15 protein-coding genes are annotated in these 19,979 nt (G+C 65.8%); 1 reads left to right on the top strand and 14 read right to left on the bottom strand.

From position 1 onward, the window contains the following. Positions 1-19 precede the first annotated feature (19 nt). The 13 genes from FRZ44_RS23865 to FRZ44_RS23805 form a co-directional block, all read right to left on the bottom strand. Positions 20-1,276 carry an EAL domain-containing response regulator gene (locus FRZ44_RS23865; protein ID WP_151179532.1) on the bottom strand — a complete coding sequence of 419 codons (1,257 nt, stop codon included), beginning with the start codon at positions 1,274-1,276 and terminating at the stop codon, positions 20-22. Beyond that, entirely contained in the window at positions 1,273-4,506 is a 3,234-nt protein-coding gene (locus FRZ44_RS23860) for a PAS domain-containing hybrid sensor histidine kinase/response regulator (RefSeq protein WP_151179531.1), read from the bottom strand. The genes FRZ44_RS23865 and FRZ44_RS23860 overlap by 4 nt, the downstream gene beginning before the upstream one ends. A gap of 5 nt (positions 4,507-4,511) precedes the next feature. After that, the gene (locus FRZ44_RS23855; RefSeq protein WP_151179530.1) at positions 4,512-4,805 is read right to left on the bottom strand and encodes a circadian clock KaiB family protein; all 294 of its coding nucleotides are present in this window, start codon (positions 4,803-4,805) and stop codon (positions 4,512-4,514) included. After that, positions 4,798-6,558, bottom strand: coding sequence for a circadian clock protein KaiC (gene kaiC, locus FRZ44_RS23850; protein WP_151179529.1), 1,761 nt, complete (start codon positions 6,556-6,558; stop codon positions 4,798-4,800). Before kaiC ends, FRZ44_RS23855 begins: the two co-directional genes overlap by 8 nt. A gap of 435 nt (positions 6,559-6,993) precedes the next feature. Beyond that, positions 6,994-8,550 carry a helicase HerA-like domain-containing protein gene (locus FRZ44_RS23845; protein ID WP_151179528.1) on the bottom strand — a complete coding sequence of 519 codons (1,557 nt, stop codon included), beginning with the start codon at positions 8,548-8,550 and terminating at the stop codon, positions 6,994-6,996. A 327-nt stretch (positions 8,551-8,877) separates the two neighbouring features. Beyond that, positions 8,878-10,044, bottom strand: coding sequence for an aromatic ring-hydroxylating oxygenase subunit alpha (locus FRZ44_RS23840; protein WP_151179527.1), 1,167 nt, complete (start codon positions 10,042-10,044; stop codon positions 8,878-8,880). Continuing rightward, a complete protein-coding gene (locus FRZ44_RS23835; protein ID WP_151179526.1) occupies positions 10,041-11,189 on the bottom strand; it encodes an ABC transporter ATP-binding protein in 1,149 nt (382 codons plus the stop codon). The genes FRZ44_RS23840 and FRZ44_RS23835 overlap by 4 nt, the downstream gene beginning before the upstream one ends. A gap of 19 nt (positions 11,190-11,208) precedes the next feature. Then, the gene (locus FRZ44_RS23830; RefSeq protein ID WP_151179525.1) at positions 11,209-12,693 is read right to left on the bottom strand and encodes an aldehyde dehydrogenase; all 1,485 of its coding nucleotides are present in this window, start codon (positions 12,691-12,693) and stop codon (positions 11,209-11,211) included. Positions 12,694-12,709: 16 nt separating this feature from the next. Next, positions 12,710-13,516: an alpha/beta fold hydrolase gene (locus tag FRZ44_RS23825; RefSeq protein ID WP_151179524.1), complete on the bottom strand. Its 807-nt coding sequence runs from the start codon at positions 13,514-13,516 to the stop codon at positions 12,710-12,712. Further along, positions 13,513-14,106 (bottom strand): amino acid synthesis family protein, encoded by a 594-nt coding sequence (locus FRZ44_RS23820; protein WP_151179523.1) that lies wholly within the window; start codon positions 14,104-14,106, stop codon positions 13,513-13,515. Before FRZ44_RS23820 ends, FRZ44_RS23825 begins: the two co-directional genes overlap by 4 nt. Before the next feature lie 126 nt (positions 14,107-14,232). Continuing rightward, a complete protein-coding gene (locus FRZ44_RS23815; RefSeq protein ID WP_151179522.1) occupies positions 14,233-15,033 on the bottom strand; it encodes an ABC transporter permease in 801 nt (266 codons plus the stop codon). Positions 15,034-15,042: 9 nt separating this feature from the next. Then, complete coding sequence (locus tag FRZ44_RS23810) at positions 15,043-15,915, bottom strand: ABC transporter permease (RefSeq protein WP_151179521.1); 873 nt, start codon at positions 15,913-15,915, stop codon at positions 15,043-15,045. Positions 15,916-15,992: 77 nt separating this feature from the next. After that, positions 15,993-17,033 carry an ABC transporter substrate-binding protein gene (locus FRZ44_RS23805; RefSeq protein WP_151179520.1) on the bottom strand — a complete coding sequence of 347 codons (1,041 nt, stop codon included), beginning with the start codon at positions 17,031-17,033 and terminating at the stop codon, positions 15,993-15,995. A 264-nt stretch (positions 17,034-17,297) separates the two neighbouring features. On the opposite strand from FRZ44_RS23805, the gene FRZ44_RS23800 reads away from it, so the two are divergent. Beyond that, a complete protein-coding gene (locus tag FRZ44_RS23800; protein WP_151179519.1) occupies positions 17,298-19,448 on the top strand; it encodes an acetate--CoA ligase family protein in 2,151 nt (716 codons plus the stop codon). Here FRZ44_RS23800 and FRZ44_RS27170 read toward each other — a convergent pair. Continuing rightward, positions 19,445-19,921 (bottom strand): acyl-CoA thioesterase, encoded by a 477-nt coding sequence (locus FRZ44_RS27170; RefSeq protein WP_191908277.1) that lies wholly within the window; start codon positions 19,919-19,921, stop codon positions 19,445-19,447. The genes FRZ44_RS23800 and FRZ44_RS27170 overlap by 4 nt on opposite strands. Positions 19,922-19,979: the final 58 nt, after the last annotated feature.

Genomic DNA, 19,979 nt, shown 5'->3' with positions numbered 1-19,979 from the left:
CCCGCTGGCGCCGCGCAGTCTATGTTTTGAGGATCGGGTCCGCTCTGTCGATGCCGGATCCGTACCGGTCAGGCAAAATCCGTTCCCGGACCCACTTCTCCGCTGCACCGCCCTCCATGGGGCGGCTGATGTGGAAGCCCTGGGCGAAATCGCAGTGCAGCTCCTTGAGGAATCCGAGCGTCCATTCGTCCTCTACGCCTTCGGCGGTCACGCGCAGCTCGAGGCTGTGGGCCAGGCTGACGATCGCTTTGACGATGCTGCGGGATTCTTTCGACTTCTGTGCGGAGATCACGAACGTCTTGTCGATCTTCAACTCGGAGAATGGCAATCGCGCCAGTTGGACCAGCGAGGAGTAGCCGACGCCGAAATCGTCGATCGAGAGCTGGAATCCCTTGATCCGAAAACGCGTCACAAGGTCCAGCGTCGTGATCGAGTGGCTCATCGCGCTGGTCTCGGTGATCTCCAGGATGATACGGGCGGGAGCGATCGCATGCTGCCGGCAGGCCTGGGCGATGCGGTCGGCCAGCGTCTCGTCGCTCAGGGACCGGGCCGAGAGATTGAGGGACAGGAGCAGCGCGGTATCGGGAAACGCGCCCGTGAGCCAGGCCATCGCCTGGCTCACGACCTGATCGCTCAGGCGGTCGATCAATCCCGTACTCTCGGCGAATGGGATGAAGACATCGGGCGAGACAGCCTGGCCATTGGCCCGAGTCCAACGAGCCAGCGCCTCGAACCCAGCGAGCGCGCCGGCGGCGCACTCTATGATAGGTTGGTAGAAGACGCGCAACTCGCGCCGATCGAGCGCTCCTGCCAGCTCTTCTTCGGTGAATTCGCCGAGATCGTCTTGCGGCACGGGTATGCGAGCGGGGCCGACCGCTGGCACCACGACAGGCGTCTTCGTCAGCAGCGCACGAAGCTCCGCGGCGGGGAAGGGTTTCGCTATGACGCCTGCGACGGACAGCCCATGTTCGGCGGCCGCGCGCCGGGCCGCGTCGAGAACCCGGCTCCCCATGCCGCTCGTGATGATGATTTCGGCCCGGCATTTCAGGTCGCCCAGCAAACCCAGCGCCTCGATGCCGTCGACACCCGGCATGACAAGATCCAGTGCAATATGGGTTGGATTCCACTCCTTGAGAATCCGAAAGAAATCCTCGGAGTGTGTCGCCGAATGGGATGCGAAGTTCACGGTCTCCGCGATCGCGGCGAAGGTCTGGCCGATGGCGGGATCGTCGTCGAAGATCAACAATCGCCGCGGTGGTGAGACCTTCGCGTTCATGGCACAAGACGCGGTTCTGACGAGAGGGCCTGGCGGACCATCCGCGCGAGCTCGGCGCGGCGATAAGGCTTGCTGAGGAGGCGCACGCCGGGGTCGAGACGCCCCTGATGAACAATGGCTTTCTCGGCGTAACCCGAGGTGAAAAGCACCTTCAGGTCAGGTTTGATCTGGCGCAGGGCGTCCGCCAGCTGCTTGCCGCTCATCCCACCCGGCATGATCACATCGGTGAAGAGCAGGTCGACCTTGGGACCGGCACGGAAGGCGATCAAAGCGCTCGACCCGTCGATCGCCGTGATGACCCGGTAGCCAAGCGCGCGGAGCTGGTTCTCGACGTGAGACCGCACCAGCTTGTCATCCTCGACCATCAGTATCGTCTCGGAGCCGCCTTGCGCCGGGTGGCTCTCGGATGGTTCCTTTGTGGCGGCGATCGCGCCGACGGCGCCCGGCAAATAGAGCGTCACGGTCGTTCCGCGACCAGGCTCCGAGCAGATCTTTACCTGTCCCTCCGATTGCGTGACGAAGCCATAGACCATGCTCAAGCCGAGACCTGTTCCCTTGCCGACTTCCTTGGTGGTGAAGAAGGGGTCGAAGACCCGGGTGAGGATTTCAGGTGCGATACCGGTGCCGGTGTCGGTCACCGCGATCATGAAATATCGACCCGGTGCCACGTCGGCGTCGTCGCCGTCGAGATCGATATCCGCCGTTTCGATGGTCAGTTTGCCGCCATCCTTCATCGCGTCGCGCGCATTGAGGCAAAGATTCAAGACCGCGTTGTCGAGTTGTGAGGGATCGACCATCGCATTCCCGAGATCTTTGCCGAGAACCAGCTCGATCGATATGTTGCTGCTCAGAGTCCGTCGCAACAGACTCTCCATGCCGGCCAAGAGCTGGTTGACGTTGACGGTCTTCGGATCCAGCGCCTGGCGCCGGGAAAAGGACAGTAGGCGCTGCGTGAGTTTCGCGCCGCGTTGTGCCGCGGCCATGGTGTTGTCGGCGAGGCCACGGCGCTTGTCGTCCTCACCCAACTGCTCGACCAGGAGCTCCGTGTTGCCCAGGATCACCGTCAGGAGATTGTTGAAGTCATGCGCGATCCCGCCGGTGAGTTGGCCGACCGCTTCGAGCCGCTGCGATTGCCGCAGCTGCTCCTCCATGCCGAGGCGCTCGGTGATGTCGGTGTTCACAGCGAGGATCGAGCGTGGCGAGCCATCGGAACCGCGCACCACCGTCATGCTGCCCTCCACCGTCAGCTTGGTGCCGTCCTTGCGATGATGCTCGAACTGCGCCGAGGAATGGCCTCGCTTCGTCGCCGTCGCAACGGCCTCGTGGAAGTCCGCCGGACTGCTGTACAGCAGTTCCTCGGCCGACCGGCCCAGCGTCTCGGCCGCGGTCCAGCCATAGATGCGCTCCGCACTCCGGTTCCAGAACAAGAGGCGATTGTCCAGGCCCTGAACGATGATGGCGTCCTGCGAGACGTCCAGCAGCGCGGCCTGCTCGGCGAGCCGTTCCTCGGCCTGCTTGCGGTCCGTGATGTCGGTTATGCCACCGATGATCCGCACGGGCTTGCCGGCTGAATCGCGAATGACGTAGGAACGGTCGAGAACATAGGCGTAGCTGCCGTCCTTTCGGCGGAAGCGGTATTCGCTGGACCATTTGTCGTTCTGGTATTTGGCATTGGGATCGATATCGGGCCCCATCTTGGCGTAGTCGTCCGGGTGAACGCGACTCCTCCAGGCCTCGATTGTCGGTCCGAATTCGCTGCGCCGATATCCGAACTGCGCCTCGAGGCCTTCGTTCCACCAGAGCGAATTGGTGGCCAGATCCCAATCCCAGATCGCATCGGTGCTGGCTTTCGACAGAAGCCGGAACCGCTCCTCGCTTTCGATCAAGGATTGCCGAGCGTGCTTGCGTTCCGTGACGTCGCGAGCCGTGCCGGCGACGCGCAGCACCTGGCCGGCGTCGTCGAGAACGGGGAATCCGCGGTCCGCGACCCAACGCACGGTGCCGTCGGGGCGCTGGATGCGGTATTCCATGTCGAACTTGCCGTATTTCGAGCCCTTCCACGCCGCAATGACGTTGGAGCGATCCTCGTCGACGATGGATGCGGACCAAAGATCGGGGTTCCGGTAGAAGTCCTGAACCGGGCGCCCCCAGATTCGTTCGAACGCGGGGCTGAGGTAAAGATAGTTCTGGTTGGCGTCCGTCAGCCAGAAGACATCCTCGATGGTATCGGCCAGTTGGCGGAAGCGGGTTTCCGTTTCGTCGCGCGCGAGCTGCGCCAGTTTGCGTTCCGAAATGTCTTCGACAATGGCAATGAGCTCGGTCGGTCGGTCGGCCGCATCCCGATTGGCGGAAACGCTGACGCGGCACCAGACGATCGCGCCGCTCTTGGTCAGTTGCCGTTTCTCGAGGTTGTAGCCGCGGCGCTCTCCGGCAAGAAGCGAAGCGATGAGCCGCTTGCTCTCGGGCCAATCGTCGGGGTGGGTCACGCTCGAAACGTCCCTCGTCTTCAGTTCGTCTTCGCTGTAGCCCATCATGCGACAGAAGGCGTCGTTCGACTCCAGGAACCGGCCGGCGGTGTCTACAATGGTCATGCCGGTGACCGCATCGCGGAAGGCCCCGCGAAACCGTTCCGAGCTTGCCCGCACCGCTTCGCTGGCCAGCTTGAGTTCGGTGACGTTCATATGCATCACTACCGCGCCGCCGGTGCCACCGCGGTCGAGCGGCGTCACCGTCGCGCGAAACCAGCGCGGCGCCGTCGGCGAAGGACAGGGATACTCGACGGCAAAATCTGCGACTTTCCCCGCGAGCACCGCACGAATGCCGCGAGCCATGGCGGATGCTTCCGTCGACCAGTCGCCACGGGCCCGGTCGCAGACCTCGAGATAGTTCCAGCCGACGCCGAGATCGTCTCGGGAACATAGGTTGACGAGCGCGAAGCGCCGCCAGGCTTCGTTGACCGCGACGATGTTGCCGTCGCGATCCAGCAGGGCGATATGAGCTGGCAGGGCGTTGAGGATCGCAGCCCGCTCCACTGCGAAGTGGCGCTGCTCGGTTTCGCTTTGACGCAGATGGGCCTGCGAAACCGGCAGCAGATAAGTCGAGCCCGACGCGAGATCGGACACCGCATCGACGGCCCCGCCGGTCAGAACCTGGATGCGCTGCTGCGCCTCATGCAGCGTCTGGATGAGCCTGCCCAGCTCCGTCTCATCCCCGTCGGACGGTGCTGCCATGTGGGTCACGACGCACCGGCGGCGATACCGAGCGCGCCCAACAGGACGGAGGAATCGGTCAGATCGCCGACGATTCTCTTCGCCGGCGACGCCGAAGCAATGACGAGCAGGGGCGTCAGCAGGATTCCCTCCTCGAGCGCCCGTTTCGGATGCTCGAAAACGTCGACAATCTCGATATGATGGCGGTTCGGCAGATATCGGTTGCAGAACGCGGTCAGGTTGGCGACGGCGCGCCGCGAATTCGGGGCGTCGCCTGCGATATAGAGCCTGAACTTTCCCGTGGAGAGGGCGTCAATCATCGGCCGGCGATTCTTCGCTCGACGTTTCCGGACTGTTGGCCGCCCGAAGATTCCGCATCTCGACCTCGTTGCTGACCAGATCGTCGATCCGCTCGTGCTCCTCTTTGACGAGAGTCTTTCGCTCCTCCCCGATCAGGACGATTTCCCGCTTCAGCATCACCAGGCGCGCTTCGAGCTCGGCGGCTTCCGCCTCCAGGCCGAGGCGCCGAAGCCGATTGTCCGCCGCGTCCCGCTCGCTCGACAACCGCTCGTCGCGCTCCTTGCTCCAGCGCATTGTACCCATGAGCACCTCGCCATCGGCCGTATAGACGTCGGCCAACGCCACGCCGGCGCCACTCAGAATCATTTCGCGCACCTGGTTGGAGTGATCAGTGCCCCGTGATTTCAAGATGGATAGAGCCCGGTTTCGCTCGCCGCCGCGCGCGAAGTACGTCAAATTGATCCAGGTGTCGGCGATGGTCGAAATTTGCAGCGGGGTCGCATCGTTGTTGGGAATCGTCTCGTCGGGCAGGCTGGTGCACATCAAGGTGACGCCGTCGTTCTTGGCCCAGTCGATCAGGCGTTCCGCAACGCCGAGCGAACTGGCGCGATTGCCGAACTTGGACAGGGCGGACAGGGGGTCGATCACCACGCAGCGCGCGCCATGCTTCCGCGCGGCGTTCCTGATCCGCATGAGATGGGTTTCGGCACTGCCGCTGATGGCCCGGGCCGAGATCATGTGCAACATCCCGGACTTGACCCAAGCGTCCAGGCCGATCCCGACCGAACCGAGATCGCGAATCATTTCATCGATGCGGGAATCGAAACTGACGAACAGCGTCTTCTCGCCGCGCTGGCAGGCGGCCTCGGAGAACGCGCCACATAAGGTCGTTTTGGCGGTACCTGGCCCCCCGGTCATGAGGATGCTGCCGCCGCGGAAGAAGCCGCCGCCGAGCATGACGTCGAGCCGTTCGATGCCGCTGGAAACCCGCTCGTGGGTCGCCGGAAGCGCGGGGCGCGCGACTCTGGTGGCGTAGGCGGTCTCGATTCCGCTCGGGCCGATCAGGAAGGGAATGGCGTTCTCCTCGAACGCGGAACCGCGAAACTTGACGATTCGCAGGTTGCGCTGCGAGGTCCCTTCCACGAGATCGTGGCCGAGAATGATCAGGCAATCGACCATGAACTGCATGAAATCGAGAATTCGGGGGGTCCCCGTGTCTCCGCCGGCATTGGCTTTGGCGCTGATGAGTGCCGTCAGGCCGCGCCCGATGAGCCAATCGTTGAGGCGGTAGATCTCCCGGCGCACATGTGCGCTGTCGCCCATCAGCGCGAACACGACGTCGATGGCGTCGAAGGCGATCCACCGCGCGCCCATCTCGTCGACCTTGGCGCCGAGGGCGGCGAGCATTCCCCCGAGATCGAGCTGACCCGAAAGGACGGTGTCGTAATCCGGTTGCGCGTCGAGAAAGAAGAGCTTCTTCCGTTGCAATGACGGCAGATCCCATCCGAAGGTCTGGGCATTGGCCAGGATTCGTTTCGAGTCTTCCTCGAACGCGACGAAGATGCCGGGCTCGCCACGGTCGCGCGCGGCATTGACCAGGGTCTGCAGGGCGAACACGGTCTTGCCGGAGCCGGCATTGCCTGCGAGCAACGTCGCGCGGCCTTGCGGCAAGCCGCCGTCGGTAAGGGCGTCGAATCCGGGGACTCCCGTCAGCGCCTTGGTGGGCAGGTCATCGGCCTTTCCGTTCGGCGCAGGTGGGGTTCTGTCGATCATGGGGTGATTGTTCTCAAGCCGTGGCGGTCGCTCGGCGGCGTCGCTGGTGCCAGCGCCGTCGGATAGACCCGCGTGGTGGCAGAACGCTTCTCGCGCTGGGCCGACTAGGAGGCAGGGATCGGGGCAGGGCGGTTCGGGACCGCAATCCGTGCGCGGAGGTGGCGGATGCTGAAACGACTTACAGGCATCGGCAATAGCTGTTGGCTGCGATCCAACGAAGTCATGCGCCCTATCATGAAACCATGCGCAACCAGTACGAGCGAAGCCGCCGCGACAGTAGCATCGGAAACTACTCAACCCGCGCCCTGCTACGGCTCACGCAACTTTGCCTCTGACACGTTGCGACGTTGGTCGGTCAGCCAATGATATCCGGGCAAAGAAAAGGGCCGGCGTCCGTGCGGAAGCCGGCCCTCGCGCGACCGATGACGGCGCAGCCTAGCCCTTCAGGATCGAGCCCAGCACACCGCGCAGGATCTGACGGCCGAGCGAACTGCCGATCTGGCGCGCGGCGGATTTGGCCATCGCCTCGGCCAGGCCCTGGCGGCGCCCGTCGCCGAGAATGATCTTCTCGACCGTGCTCTTCTCCTGCCGCTGCGGCGGCGGCGCGGGGGGTGGCGTCGATGTTGGCGCTTGGCCCCACGGTCCCGAACTCGGAGTTTGTGTTTTGACGTCGCCCGGCCGGCGCCAGCTGCCGCTGGGCGCGGCCGCGGACACGTTGCGGTCACGCAAGGCCTCGAACGCGGAGGCGCGGTCAACCGCCTGCTCGTAATGGCCCTTGACCGGGCTGGCCGCGATGATCGCCTGGCGTTCCTCGGGCGTGATGGCGCCGAGGCGCGAGGCGGGCGGCAGGACGAAGGCGCGGTCGACCATGGCGGGAATGCCGCCGGCCTCGAGGAAGGAGATCAGCGCCTCGCCGACGCCGAGCTCCATGATGACGGTCGCGGTGTCGAGTTTCGGATTCTGCCGGAAGGTCTGCGCCGCGGCCTTGACCGCCTTCTGGTCGCGCGGCGTGAAGGCGCGCAAGGCATGCTGCACCCGGTTGCCGAGCTGGCCCAGCACCGTGTCGGGCACGTCGAGCGGATTCTGCGTCACGAAGAAGACACCGACGCCCTTGGAGCGCACCAGCCGCACCACCTGCTCGATCTTCTCCAGGAGCGCCTTGGGCGCGTCGCTGAAGAGGAGATGCGCCTCGTCGAAGAAGAACACCAGCTTCGGGATCTCGGGATCGCCGACCTCGGGCAGGTTCTCGAACAGCTCCGACAACAGCCACAGCAGGAAGGTCGCGTAGAGGCGCGGCGTCTGCATCAGCTTGTCGGCGGCGAGGATGTTGATGGCGCCGCTGCCGCTGGGGTCGGTCAGCATCAGGTCGGCCAGCTCCAGCGCCGGCTCGCCGAAGAACTTGTCGCCAGCCTGGCTCTCGAGCTGCAGCAGGCCGCGCTGGATGGTTCCGACCGTCGCGGCGCTGACATTGCCGTAGGCCGTGGTCAGCTCCTTGGCGTTGCCGGCGACGAAGGTCAGCATCGCCTGCAGGTCCTTCAGATCGAGCAGCAGCAGGCCCTGATCGTCGGCGACCTTGAAGACGAGATTGAGCACGCCGGTCTGAACCTCGTTCAGATCGAGCAGGCGACCCAGCAGCAGCGGCCCCAGGTCGGACACGGTGGCGCGCACCGGATGGCCTTGCTCGCCGAAGAGATCCCAGAAGATCACCGGAAAGGCGCGGAAGGCATGATCGGCGATGCCGAGCTTGGCCAGGCGCTCCTGGAGCTTCGGGTTCATGGCGCCGGCCTGGCTCAGGCCGGCGAGATCGCCCTTCACGTCGGCCATGAAGACCGGCACGCCGCGCGCGGCCAGTCCCTCGGCGATCACCTGCAGGGTCACGGTCTTGCCGGTGCCTGTCGCACCCGTGATCAGGCCATGGCGGTTGGCATAGCGCGGCAGCAACTCGCGCGGCGCTTCGCCCTTGGCGACGAGAATGCCGGGACTGTCGGGCATGGAGACACTTCGCGCTGTGGGGGCTTGGTGGGACGGCCAAGCCAGAGCCCGTTATCCCTTCGGGCTCGCGCAGGTGTCAAGTTGCGCGCAGATGTGGGCGAGATCGCGCAGAACCCCTCCCCCTACCCCCTCCCGCAAGGGGAGGGGGCTAGAAAACAAAGATTCACATCCCGACAAGGGAAGGGGATTACAAAAAACTCCAAGCCCCCTCCCCTTGCGGGAGGGGTAGGGGGAGGGGTTGCTTCAGGACAGAATGACGATATCGATCATGAGTCGCGCTCGAAGCTAAGAATCAGAGCGAAGAGATCACATTAGAGGGCGATCCCGTTACGACCTCGCATCCCGGGGCATCTCCACCGCGTGTCGGATCAGCCAGTTGGCGAACATGCCGACGACGGGTTCGAGATGGGAGAGGCGGCCGGGCGAATATTGGTCCGTCTCCAGCCCCTGCTGCTGCAGCTCGAGCACGACGAGGTCCTCCTTCATGGAGACGTCCCAGCGCTGCTCATAGGCGGCGAACTTCTCGGCGAAATCCTGGCGCGCCACGGTCGACCGCGGGAAGCACATGTTCATCGCCACGCGCGTCCGCGACGGGCCTTCGGGATAGATCTCGAAGAACCACATGCAATCGACCGTGCAGGCATAGGCGAAGCTCGGGTAGAAGAAGAGATAGCGTGTGCCGGCGGCGGCCTTGCCGGTCAGCCCCGCGATCGGCGGCAGGGCCAGATGCTGCTCGCCCGTGAGCAGCGCGCTGGTGCCCTGATGCGGATTGAAGATGGTGGCGAAATCGCCATTGAGGCGCTCCAGCGGCTCCGGCGCCGTATAGGTGCCGGCGATCGAGCTCTTATGCACCGCCTTGAGGTGGTAGTCCTCCATGAAGACCTCGATGAAGAGCTTCCAGTTGCAGGCGACGGTGAAGACCTTCTGCCGCGCGCAGGTCATGTCGCCCATCTTGTAGGTGGCGACCAGCCCGTCCATGTCGCCCATCGCCTCCTCGAGGCTGGGCCCGCCGGGAACCAGGCGCGCGAAGATGAATCCGTTCCAGAGCGTGACCTCGTAGGCCCGCAGGCCGTAGTCGCTCTTGTGGAAGCCCTCGGTCTGCTCCATCGCGGGCGCGCCGCGCAGCACGCCGTCCAGGCCGTAGCCCCAGTGATGGAACGGGCAGAGGATGACGTTGGTGTTGCCGCTCCCCGTCAGCAGCAGCGTGCCCCGGTGGCGGCAGACATTGTCGAGCAGGCTGATCCGGTTCTCCGCCGACCGCACCAGGATCAGCTTCTTGCCGCAGAACTCGAAGGCGCGATAGTCGCCGACCCGCGGCAGGGCGTCCTCGCGGCCGAGGCAGATCCAGTTGCGGCTGAAGACCTGCTCGATCTCGCGCCGATAGAATTCCTCGCTGGTGTAGCACCAGCCCGGGAGCGGCTCGGCCTGCAAGGGCGGGCGCATCACCTTGGAATAGGACTTCGGATCGAACATCGACCGGGTGTCGGGGGTCATGATGACGGGCGCTCCCTCTCTGGGGTGATCGCTGGTGCTTGCGGACTCTGGGACGCGAAGAGGTGAAGGTCGTCGGGGCGCCAGGCGGCATAGGCCTCCGCGCCGACCTCGAAGGGGACGACCGGCGCGCCGCCGAAGGATTCGCGGATCGCCAGCGTCTGGCCCCAGCCGGTGACCACGCTGTAATCCAGGCTCTCGCCGAGGAAGGTGATCTCGCGGATGCGGACCTTGATGGCGCAGTCGGAACCGGCCGCGGGGGCGCTGGCGCAGAGCCGCACTCGTTCGGGGCGGATCATGAGCGAGACCGAAGCGCCGGCGCCGGCGGGCTGCGGCTTGCGCACCACCCAGCGGCCGCCATCGGGCAGGCGCACCGCGGTGCCGGCGCCGTCCTTGCCCTCGACGGTGCCGGCGATGAAGTTCGAGTTGCCGATGAAGCCGGCGACGAAGGCGGTGCTGGGCGCGTGATAGAGATCGAGGCCGGTGCCGACCTGTTCGATGCGGCCATGGCTGAAGACCGCGATGCGATCGCTGAGGCGCAAGGCCTCTTCCTGGTCGTGCGTGACATAGAGAACGGTCACGCCGGTTTCCTGATGGATGCGGCGGATTTCACCCTGGATTTCCTCGCGCAGCCGCTTGTCGAGCGCGGCCAGCGGCTCGTCCATCAGCAGGAAGCGCGGGCGATAGACCAGCGCGCGGGCCAACGCCACGCGCTGCTGCTGTCCGCCCGAGAGCTGGCTGGGTTTGCGCTCCGCATAGCTTTCGAGGCGGACCAGGCGCAGCACGTCGCCGACCGCCTTCTGGATCTCGGCCTTCGGCCGATGGCGCACCGACAGGGGGAAGGCGACATTCTCATGGACATTCAGATGGGGAAACAGCGTGTAGCGCTGGAACACCATGCCGATATTGCGCTTGTGCGGCGGCACGCCGAGGACCGACTGGCCGTCGATCAGCACGTCGCCGCTGGTCGCGTCCTCGAAGCCGGCGACGATGAAGAGCGTCGTGGTCTTGCCGGAGCCCGAGGATCCCAGGAAGGTCAGGAATTCGCCCTCGCCGACCTCGAGCGAAATGCCGTCCACGGCCGTGGTCGTGCCGAACTGCTTGACCAGGTTGCGGAGGCTGACGATTCCCGGGGCCGACGCCGTCATCATGCTGTCCCGCGGCCGCTCATCGCATAATGAAGGGATCGCCCATCGGCTTGGTCGCCGTGTCGATCCACACGGTCTTGGTCCGCGTGTAGTCGAGCAGCGAATCCTGGCCCGCCTCGCGGCCCGAGCCGCTCGATTTGTAGCCGCCGAAGGGCGCCAGCGGCGAGCTGGCGCGATAGGTGTTGATCCAGACGATGCCGGCGCGAAGCTGGCGCATGACGCGCAAGGAGCGGCCGCTGTTGCGGGTGAAGATGCCGGCCGCGAGGCCGAATTCGGTGTCGTTGGCCGCCGCGACCGCTGCGGCCTCGTCCTTGAAGCGGAAGGCGCTCAAAACCGGGCCGAACAGCTCCTGGCGCGCCGAGGGCACGTCCGGGTCGGGGCAGGTGAGGATGGTCGGCTCGTAGAACCAGCCGCGCGGCTGGCTCGCCGGACGCGCGCCCCCCGTCACCAGGGTGGCGCCTTCCTTGACCGAGGCCGCCACCACCCGTTCGATGTTGATGCGCTGGCCCTCGGTCGCCAGCGGTCCCATCTCGCTGGTCTCGTCCAGCGGATTGCCGACGCGGATGCGTTTGGCGCGGTCCGCCACGCGGCCGATGACCTCGTCGAAGACCTCCGACTGGATATAGACGCGGCTGCCGGCGACGCAGCTCTGCCCCGTGGCGCCGAAATTGCCGGCGAGGATGCTGTTGACGGCGCTGTCGAGATCCGCGTCCTCGAACACCAGGATCGGGGATTTACCACCCAGCTCCAGCGAGACCACGCCGAAATTCTCGGCACTGTTGCGGACGATGTGGCGCGCGGTCGAAGGGCCGCCGGTGAAGGCGATTCGGGCCACCAGCGGATGGCGCGTCAGCGCCTGGCCGCAAGGGTCGCCCAGCCCGGTGATGACATTGACCACGCCCGGCGGAATCTCGGCCTCGGCGCAGAGGCGCGCGAGCTCCAGCAGCGGCACCGGCCCATGCTCCGAGGCCTTGATCACGATCGCATTGCCGGTCGCGAGCGCCGGCCCCAGCTTGACCGCGGTCAACATGAGTTGCGAGTTCCAGGGAACGATGGCGGCCACGACGCCAATCGGCTCGCGCAGCGTCATGACAAAGAGATCGGGTTTGTCGATCGGAAGCGTGGTGCCTTCGAGCTTGTCGGCGGCGCCGGCGAAATAATTCAGATATTCGGCGGTATAGCGCGTCTGGCTGCGTGTCTCGCGGATGAGCTTGCCGGTGTCGGTCGTCTCGAGTTTGGCCAACGCATCGGCCTGTGCGGCCAGCAGATCCGCAAGCCGGCGCAGCTTCTTGCCGCGCTCGGTCGCGGTCATGCGGGCCCAGGGGCCTTCCGTCATGGCGCGGTGCGCGGCCCTGACCGCGTCGTCGACATCGCTGGCGCCCGCTTCCGGGAACGAGGCCCAGACCTCGCCCGTGGCCGGGTTGATGCTGGTGAGCCGGCGGCCGTCCTTCGCCTCGACCCACTTGCCGTCGATGAACATCGAATATTTGACGATCTCGGTCATGGTCTCGCGATCCCTGTTATCGGGCGCCCGGCGCCGGGGCGTCCAGGAACTCGTCGACGATATCGGCCATGCGGTCCGGCGCCTCGATCGGCGTCATATGGCGCTGGCCCGGCAGCAACTGCAACCGGGCGCGGGGCAGCCGCGCGGCCAGGCGGGCTGCCATGTCCGCGGTCGAGCGCCGATCCTCCATGCCGGTGATCACCAGGGTCGGCGCCTGGATCTGGTCGACCTGCGGCGCGAGTTCCGCGTCGGCCGTGGCGAAGACGGTATAGGCGGCGATATAGGCGGGCTGGTCGTTGGTCATCATGCGCCGGCGGACCGGCTCGATCAGCTGCGGCCGGGCGAGGACGAAGGCGGGGGTGAACCAGCGTTCGATCGCGGCTTCCACGCCCGAGGCATATTCCCCCGACTTCGCATCGGTGACGCGCGCCATGACCGCGCGGCGCTCCTCGGCATTGCGATCATAGACCGTGTTGACCAGGATCAGATGGTTCACGAGCTCGGGATGTTCGAGGGCGAAGCCCTGGGCCACCAGCCCGCCCATCGAAAAGCCCAGGAGATCGAAGGCGGAGAGCGCCAGATCCTCGGCCAGCCGCCGGAGCTGGCGCACGAAATCCGCCAGCGCATAGGGTCCCGCCGGCTTCTCGCTCTCGCCATGGCCCTGCATGTCATAGGCAATGACGCGGCGATGGCGCGCGAGATGGGTCGCCAGCGGCGTCCACATCTCCAGATCGGCGCCCACGCCATGAATCAGGATGATCGGCGGGCCTTCACCGGTAATGCGAAATCGGGTGCCGCGCAGGCTGCCCTCGCGCAGCGTCATGCGCCCTTGCCCTCTTCCGCCATTTCTTTCATGTCGATATAGCGGTTGCCGATGCGCGCATGGGCACGCCCGCCGGTGGCCGCACCCAGCGCCACCACGATCTCGTCGGGGCCAGGCGCGTCGCCGATGGTGAATTCCACCGTCAGATAATGCGAGCGCAGGCCTTCATCGAGCTTGTGCATCATCGGAATGGCGATGGCGCAGCCGGGGCCGCCGCGCTTGTTGGTGAAGCTCAGATAGGATTTGCCGCCGACGGCCTCGCGGAAGATGTTGCCGAAGCGCAGGGTGTGGATCAGTGCCGAGGCATGCTCGACCTCGCCGCTGCTCCCCACCACGGCCGCCTTGCCATAGGCCTCGACAGCGTCGGCCCCGCCGCAGGCCTCGAGCAGCTCGCGCACCAGCATCTGGGCCAAGCCCGGCGCGATCGCCAGGATCTCGGGGCGCAGATTCTCGACGAAGCCGCGGCCGGCCCAGGGGTTTTGCAGCACGGCCGCCACCGCCACCATGCGCGCCGGCTTCGCGGCCTCCTTGCCGCCCTCGATCAATATGTCCTCGCTATAGCGGACCAGCTTGCGAACGCGGTTGGACAAGGCGGTCATCTCCTTCTGGAAAACGGCCAAAGCCGGGCCTGACGACACCCGCCCGGGATCGACCGTAATATGGTATCCATATTATGATCTGAGATGTGCCTCGCCAAGCCAAAACGCCCGATTCGATCATCGCCCGCGCTTCTTCTGCAGGATCATCACGGCCGCAAGGATCACCAGGGTGAGGCCGATCAGGAGCGTCGAGACGGCGGCGATGACCGGCGAGAGGTCGTTGCGGAGCGTGTTCCACATCCGCACCGGCAGGGTCTGCATCTCCGGGCTCGCCATGAAGATGCCGACCACCACCTCGTCCCAGGAGGCGAGGAAGGAGAACAGCCCGCCCGCGAAGATCCCCATGCGGATCGAGGGCAGCGTGATGCGCCAGATCGCCTGGGCCGGCGAGGCGCCGCAGATCACGGCCGCCTTCTCGATCGATTCGTCGAAGCTCTCGAGCGCGTTGCTGATGCAGATGATCGAGAAGGGCAGCGCGATCACCAGATGGCCGGCGACGAAACCGACGAAGGTCCCGCTGAGGCCGATGCGGAGGAACAGTCCGTAGAGCGCGATCGCGAGGATGATCAGCGGCACGATCATCGGCCCGATGAAGAAGGCGCGCAGCAGCTCGCGGCCCCAGAAGCGGCCACGGACCAGCGCGAAGGAGGCGGGCAGCCCCAGCGCGATCGACGCCACCATGACGGCAAGCCCGACCCGGATGCTGAGCAGGATGGCGTCGATCCAGCGCGGGTCGGCGAAGAGCTCCTGATACCATTGCAGGGTCCAGCCGGGCGGCGGGAAGGCGAGCCAGCGCGAGGCGCCGAAGGAGAGCGCCGCGATGAAGAGGATCGGCAGCAGCAGGAAGGTCATGACCAGGAGACCGATCGCGTAGAGGCCGAATCTCCCGGGGCCCATGCGGTTGAGGGAAAGCAGCATGGCGGCGCCCTATTTCAACTGGCCGAAGCCGACCGAGCGCACATAGAGCGCATAGAGCAGCAGGGTCACCGACAGCAAGATGAAGGCGGCGGCGCTGCCGAGGCCCCAGTTCAGGAGCGTCTGCACCTGCACGCCGATCAGCTCGGCCAGCATCATGTTGGAGGTGCCGCCGAGCATGGCCGGTGTGACGTAGTAGCCCAGCGCCATGACGAAGACCATCAGGCCGCCGGCATAGATGCCCGGAAGCGACAGGGGCAGGAGCACACGGAAGAAGACCTGCGAGGGTCGGGCGCCCGAGATCGCCGCCACCTGCATGATGGCGGGATCGAGCGTCGCCAGGCGCGTCTGCAGTGGGAACACCACGAAGGGCAGCATGATATAGGTCATGCCAATGGTGACGCCGACCAGATTATTGACCAGCGGGATCGGATGGTCGGTCACCCCGATCGCCATCAGCGCCCGGTTGATCACGCCGGTGCGCTGCAGCAGCACGAGCCAGGCATAGGTGCGGGCGACGAGATTGGTCCACATCGAGAGCAGCAGGATGGCGAAGAGCCAGCGCGAGACGCGGCTGGGCAGGATCACCAGCAGCCAGGCGACGGGATAGCCCAGCAGGAGCGAGACCAGGGTGACGATGCCCGCCACCAGGAAGGTATTGAAGAGGACGCGGGCATAGGTCTCGTCCGTCAGCAGCGTGACGTAATTGTCGAGCCCGGGCACCGGATCGGTGACGCTGCGCAGCAGCAGGACGGAGAGGGGGACGACGAAGAGGAAAAACAGGAAGAAGAAGGCGGGCAGCGCATGCCGCCCGCCGGGGTGCGAGCGACGGCGGCTGGCGCCCGCGCGCGGCGTCGGCAGTGCGGCCGAGGCTCCCTGTTGCATATCCGCTTGCGGCTTTCAGGTTCGGGTCCGATGGCGGCAGCCGGTCCCGTGACCGGCTGCCGCCTGGCGGCTGTCAGTTACTTGGCCTGCCAATCGTACCAACGCTTGTTGATCGCATCGAGATTCTCTTTCCAGTAGTTGAGATCGATGACGATCTGCGAGTCCGTGTGGTTCGAGGGCAAGGCCGGGAGCACATCCGCCGGGATGAGCGGCATGGACTGCGTGTTCACCGGGCCGTAGGCCGTCAGCGAGGAATGCGTCGCCTGGCCTTGCGCGCTCACGATCTGGGCGATGAGTTTCATCGCCTCGGCCTTGTGCTTGGAGCCCTTCGGGATCACGACATAGTCGGCGGTGACCAGATTCTCCTTCCAGCTCACCGCAACCGGCGCGCCCGATTTCTCGAGCAGATGCGCACGCCCGTTCCAGAGCATGCCCATCGACGCCTCGCCCGAAGCGACCTGCTGCTGCGACTGCGCCGCCGTATCCCACCAGACGATGTCCTTCTTGATGGAATCGAATTTCTTGAAGGCGCGGTCGATATCGAGCGGGTAGAGCTTGTCGGGCGCGACGCCGTCGGCCAGCAGGGCCGCTTCCAGCATGCCCGGCGCCAGCCATTTCGTGACCGCGCGGCCGCCCGGATAAGTCTTGGTGTCGAAGAACGCCGCCCAGCCCTCGGGAGTCTTATCGCCCAGCGAGCTTTTGTTGTAGGCGAGGACCCAGGACCAGGTCAGGCTGCCGACGCCATGGTCGAACACGAAGTTCGGGTCGATATTCTTCTTGTCGATGACGCTGAAATCGAGCGGCTCGAGCAGGCCTTCGGCCGCGGCCTTGTAGGCGAAGGCACCCTCGACGTCGACCACATCCCAGGAGACATTTCCGCTCTCGACCATGGCTTTGAACTTGCCGTAGTCGGTGGGGCTGTCCTGCAGGACCTTCACGCCGGTGGCGGCCTGGTAGGGGTCGGCCCAGGCCTTCTTCATCGCGTCCTGGCCTTCGCCGCCCCAGCCCGTGAAGGTGACGCTATCCTCTGCTCGTGCCGTGGTGAGCCCGCCCGCCGACACGATCAGCAGCGCGGCCGCGCCGAACAGCAATGCTCCGGTCCGTCTTATCCTCGACATCTGAATCTCCTGACGTTTCCCCTGAATGGTTTTCGGCGTGGGGCTTTGGGCCGCCCGCGCTTCCTGCTTCTTGGGTTGAAGCAATTATCTAATTCTGCATACCCTATGCCATAATACAATCTGGTTGAGATCGGCCGTGGTCATGCTGGCTTTTACCGGCATTAGGGCAGAATCGCTGATATGGGGGCAGGCTGAATTGCACGGTAATATGCTGTATTATACCATTCAATCAGTTGACGCCGACCGAATGCGCGAGGCGCTTCCGTGACCCCGGTTCCCTCCCCCGGCACAGGCCTGAGCGCCGAACGCCGCCGCAATCTGGGCCGCCTCTTCGCGCCGCGCCATGTCGCCTTCATCGGCGGGGGCGAGGCGGCCGAGGCGGCGCGGCAATGTCAGAAGATTGGCTTCTCCGGCCCGATGTGGGCGGTGAATCCCAAGCGGCCGGATCTCGCCGGACTCCCTTGCCTGGCCAGTGTCGAGGATCTGCCGGAAGCGCCCGATGCCGTATTCCTCGCGGTGCCGGCGCCGCTCACCGTCCGGACGCTCGCCACGCTGGCGCGCCGCGGGGCCGGCGGCGTGGTCTGCTATGCGGCGGGCTTCAAGGAGATCGGGGCCGAAGGCGGTGCGCTCGAACAGGCCCTCATCGAGGCGGCGGGATCGATGGCCGTCATCGGGCCCAATTGCTATGGCCTCCTCAATTATGTGAAGGGCGTGGCGCTCTGGCCCTATGGGCAGCCGGGCCATCGGGTCGAGCGCGGGCCCGCCGTCATCACGCAGAGCGGCATGTTCGCGATCAATCTCACCTTCAGCGAACGCTCGGCCGCCTTCTCGCACATCGTCAGCTCCGGCAATCAGAGCGTCCTCGGCATCGAGGATTACATCGAGTTCCTGCTCGACGATCCGGCGGTCTCGGCGGTGGGGCTGCATATCGAGATGCTGCGCGACATTCCGCGCTTCGCGCGGGTGGCGCTGCAGGCGGCGGCGAAGGGGATCCCGATCGTCGCCTTCAAGACCGGCGCCTCGGAGATCGGCGCCAGGCTCACGATCAGCCATACCGGATCGTTGGCGGGATCGGACGATGCTTATAACGCGCTGTTCCATCGTCTCGGCATCACGCGCGTCGCGACACCGGCGCAGCTGCTCGAGACCCTGAAGATGTTTACCCATGGCGGCATCCCCGCCGGCCGGCGGCTGGGCGCCTTCACCTGCTCCGGCGGCGATGCCGAGATGGTGGCGGATTGGGCGGAGCATTACGGCCTGCTGCTGCCGCAGCCCAGTGAGCACACCCGGCAACGCCTCGCCGCGCAGCTCGGATCCTTCGCCACGGTGAGCAATCCGCTCGACTACAACACGGCGATCTGGGGCCATGAGGATCGCGTCGAGGCGGCGCATTCGACGTTCCTCGAGGACGGCTACGACGCCACGGTCCTCATCCAGGATTTCCCGCCGCTGGGCTCCGACATCGATCGCATTTCCAACACCGCGGACACGCGCGGATTCTTTGCCGCCGCCAGCAAGGCGAAGCTGCCCGCGGCCGTCTGCAGCACCATCCCCGAATGCCTGACCCAGGATATCCGCGATCTGGCGCTGTCGAAGAAGGCCGCCCCTTTGCAGGGAATCCAGGACGGGCTGTTCGCGATCGCGGCCGCCGCGACCTATGGCGCCCGCCTCAAATTGCTGCGGGCGGCCGATGGCGGCGACCTCTATCGCCTCGCTCAACCCCGGCCGTCCGTCGGACAGCCCCGGACGCTCGACGAATGGGAGAGCAAGACGCTGGTCCGCGAGGCCGGCATCCCGGTTCCGACCGGACGGCTCTGCCGCGCCGCCGAGGCGCCCGACGCGGGCACTGCGATCGGCTTTCCGGTGGCGGTGAAGCTGATCAGCGCCTCCCTGCCGCACAAGACCGAGGCCGGCGCCGTGCGTCTCGGTCTCGCCAGCGCGGTTGCCGTCCGCGAGGCGGTCGACGCCATCAGGAGCTCGGTGCAGAAATTTCTGAAGGGGCCGGTTCCCGACAGCTTCCTGGTCGAGCGCATGGCGCCCAAGCCGGTCGCCGAGATGATGGTCGGCATCCGCCGCGACGAGGGCTTCGGCTACATCCTCGTGCTGGGAGCCGGCGGCGTCGGGGTCGAGGTTTCGCGCGACGTGGCGACGCTGCTGCTGCCGCTGACCAAGCCCGACCTCCTGGAAGCGATCGCGAGGCTGCGCGTGTCGAGGATCCTCGAGGGCTATCGCGGCGCGCCTGCCGCCGACATCGACGGGCTCTGCGATGCGGTGCTCAAGCTTGCCGGGTTGGCGCTGACCAGCGATCGCGGAATCCTGGAGATCGAGCTCAATCCCATCATGGTCCTCGCGCGCGGGCAGGGCGTCGTCGCGGTCGACGCGCTCGTTCGGAGCAGCGATGGCACCGCCGGCTAACGGCGCGCCGAAAGGGAGGCGACGAGACAGGCGGGGATCGCCGGGTCGGACGCCGCCTCCGGATCGAGGGCTGCGGCCATGCGCGCCGCGACCGCCGAATCGAAGGGTCGCACCCGCCGGTCGCCGAGATGGAAGCTGAGGCAGAACAGCCCGACCGTGGCGCAGAGCTCGCCCTTGCTGCCGATCTCATGCAGCAGGGTGAAGCGCTTCGGGTCGCAGCCGACGAGACGCGTCGCCACCGACAGCGGATCGCCCAGCCGGACCTCGCGCAGATAGCGCGCATGGACGTCGATGATGGCGAACTCGCCGCCGTCGCGCTCGCTCTGCGCGCGGCCGCCATTCACCTCGTCCCAGAAGGCCATGGTCGCGATATCGGCGACCCGCTGATAGTCGAGATAGCCCATATGGCCGAACTCGTCGATCCATTCGGGCCTGACCTCGCCCTCGAAATAGATGCGGCGTTTCTTCGTCATCGGCCTGGCTCTCCCCTTTTCGCGCCGCGGAGCATGATTTGATCCTGCGATATCGGCA

Source organism: Hypericibacter terrae (genome assembly GCF_008728855.1).
Lineage (GTDB): Bacteria > Pseudomonadota > Alphaproteobacteria > Dongiales > Dongiaceae > Hypericibacter > Hypericibacter terrae.
The sequence above is the reverse complement of the archived record's forward strand: the minus strand, read 5'-3'. Positions and strand labels throughout refer to the sequence as shown.

Coding starts and splice junctions, on each gene's coding strand:
- FRZ44_RS23865 (WP_151179532.1), bottom strand. CDS start 1,276: ATGAACGCGAAGGTCTCACCACCGCGGCGATTGTTGATCTTCGACGAC.
- FRZ44_RS23860 (WP_151179531.1), bottom strand. CDS start 4,506: ATGGCAGCACCGTCCGACGGGGATGAGACGGAGCTGGGCAGGCTCATC.
- FRZ44_RS23855 (WP_151179530.1), bottom strand. CDS start 4,805: ATGATTGACGCCCTCTCCACGGGAAAGTTCAGGCTCTATATCGCAGGC.
- kaiC (WP_151179529.1), bottom strand. CDS start 6,558: ATGATCGACAGAACCCCACCTGCGCCGAACGGAAAGGCCGATGACCTG.
- FRZ44_RS23845 (WP_151179528.1), bottom strand. CDS start 8,550: ATGCCCGACAGTCCCGGCATTCTCGTCGCCAAGGGCGAAGCGCCGCGC.
- FRZ44_RS23840 (WP_151179527.1), bottom strand. CDS start 10,044: ATGACCCCCGACACCCGGTCGATGTTCGATCCGAAGTCCTATTCCAAG.
- FRZ44_RS23835 (WP_151179526.1), bottom strand. CDS start 11,189: ATGACGGCGTCGGCCCCGGGAATCGTCAGCCTCCGCAACCTGGTCAAG.
- FRZ44_RS23830 (WP_151179525.1), bottom strand. CDS start 12,693: ATGACCGAGATCGTCAAATATTCGATGTTCATCGACGGCAAGTGGGTC.
- FRZ44_RS23825 (WP_151179524.1), bottom strand. CDS start 13,516: ATGACGCTGCGCGAGGGCAGCCTGCGCGGCACCCGATTTCGCATTACC.
- FRZ44_RS23815 (WP_151179522.1), bottom strand. CDS start 15,033: ATGCTGCTTTCCCTCAACCGCATGGGCCCCGGGAGATTCGGCCTCTAC.
- FRZ44_RS23810 (WP_151179521.1), bottom strand. CDS start 15,915: ATGCAACAGGGAGCCTCGGCCGCACTGCCGACGCCGCGCGCGGGCGCC.
- FRZ44_RS23805 (WP_151179520.1), bottom strand. CDS start 17,033: ATGTCGAGGATAAGACGGACCGGAGCATTGCTGTTCGGCGCGGCCGCG.
- FRZ44_RS27170 (WP_191908277.1), bottom strand. CDS start 19,921: ATGACGAAGAAACGCCGCATCTATTTCGAGGGCGAGGTCAGGCCCGAA.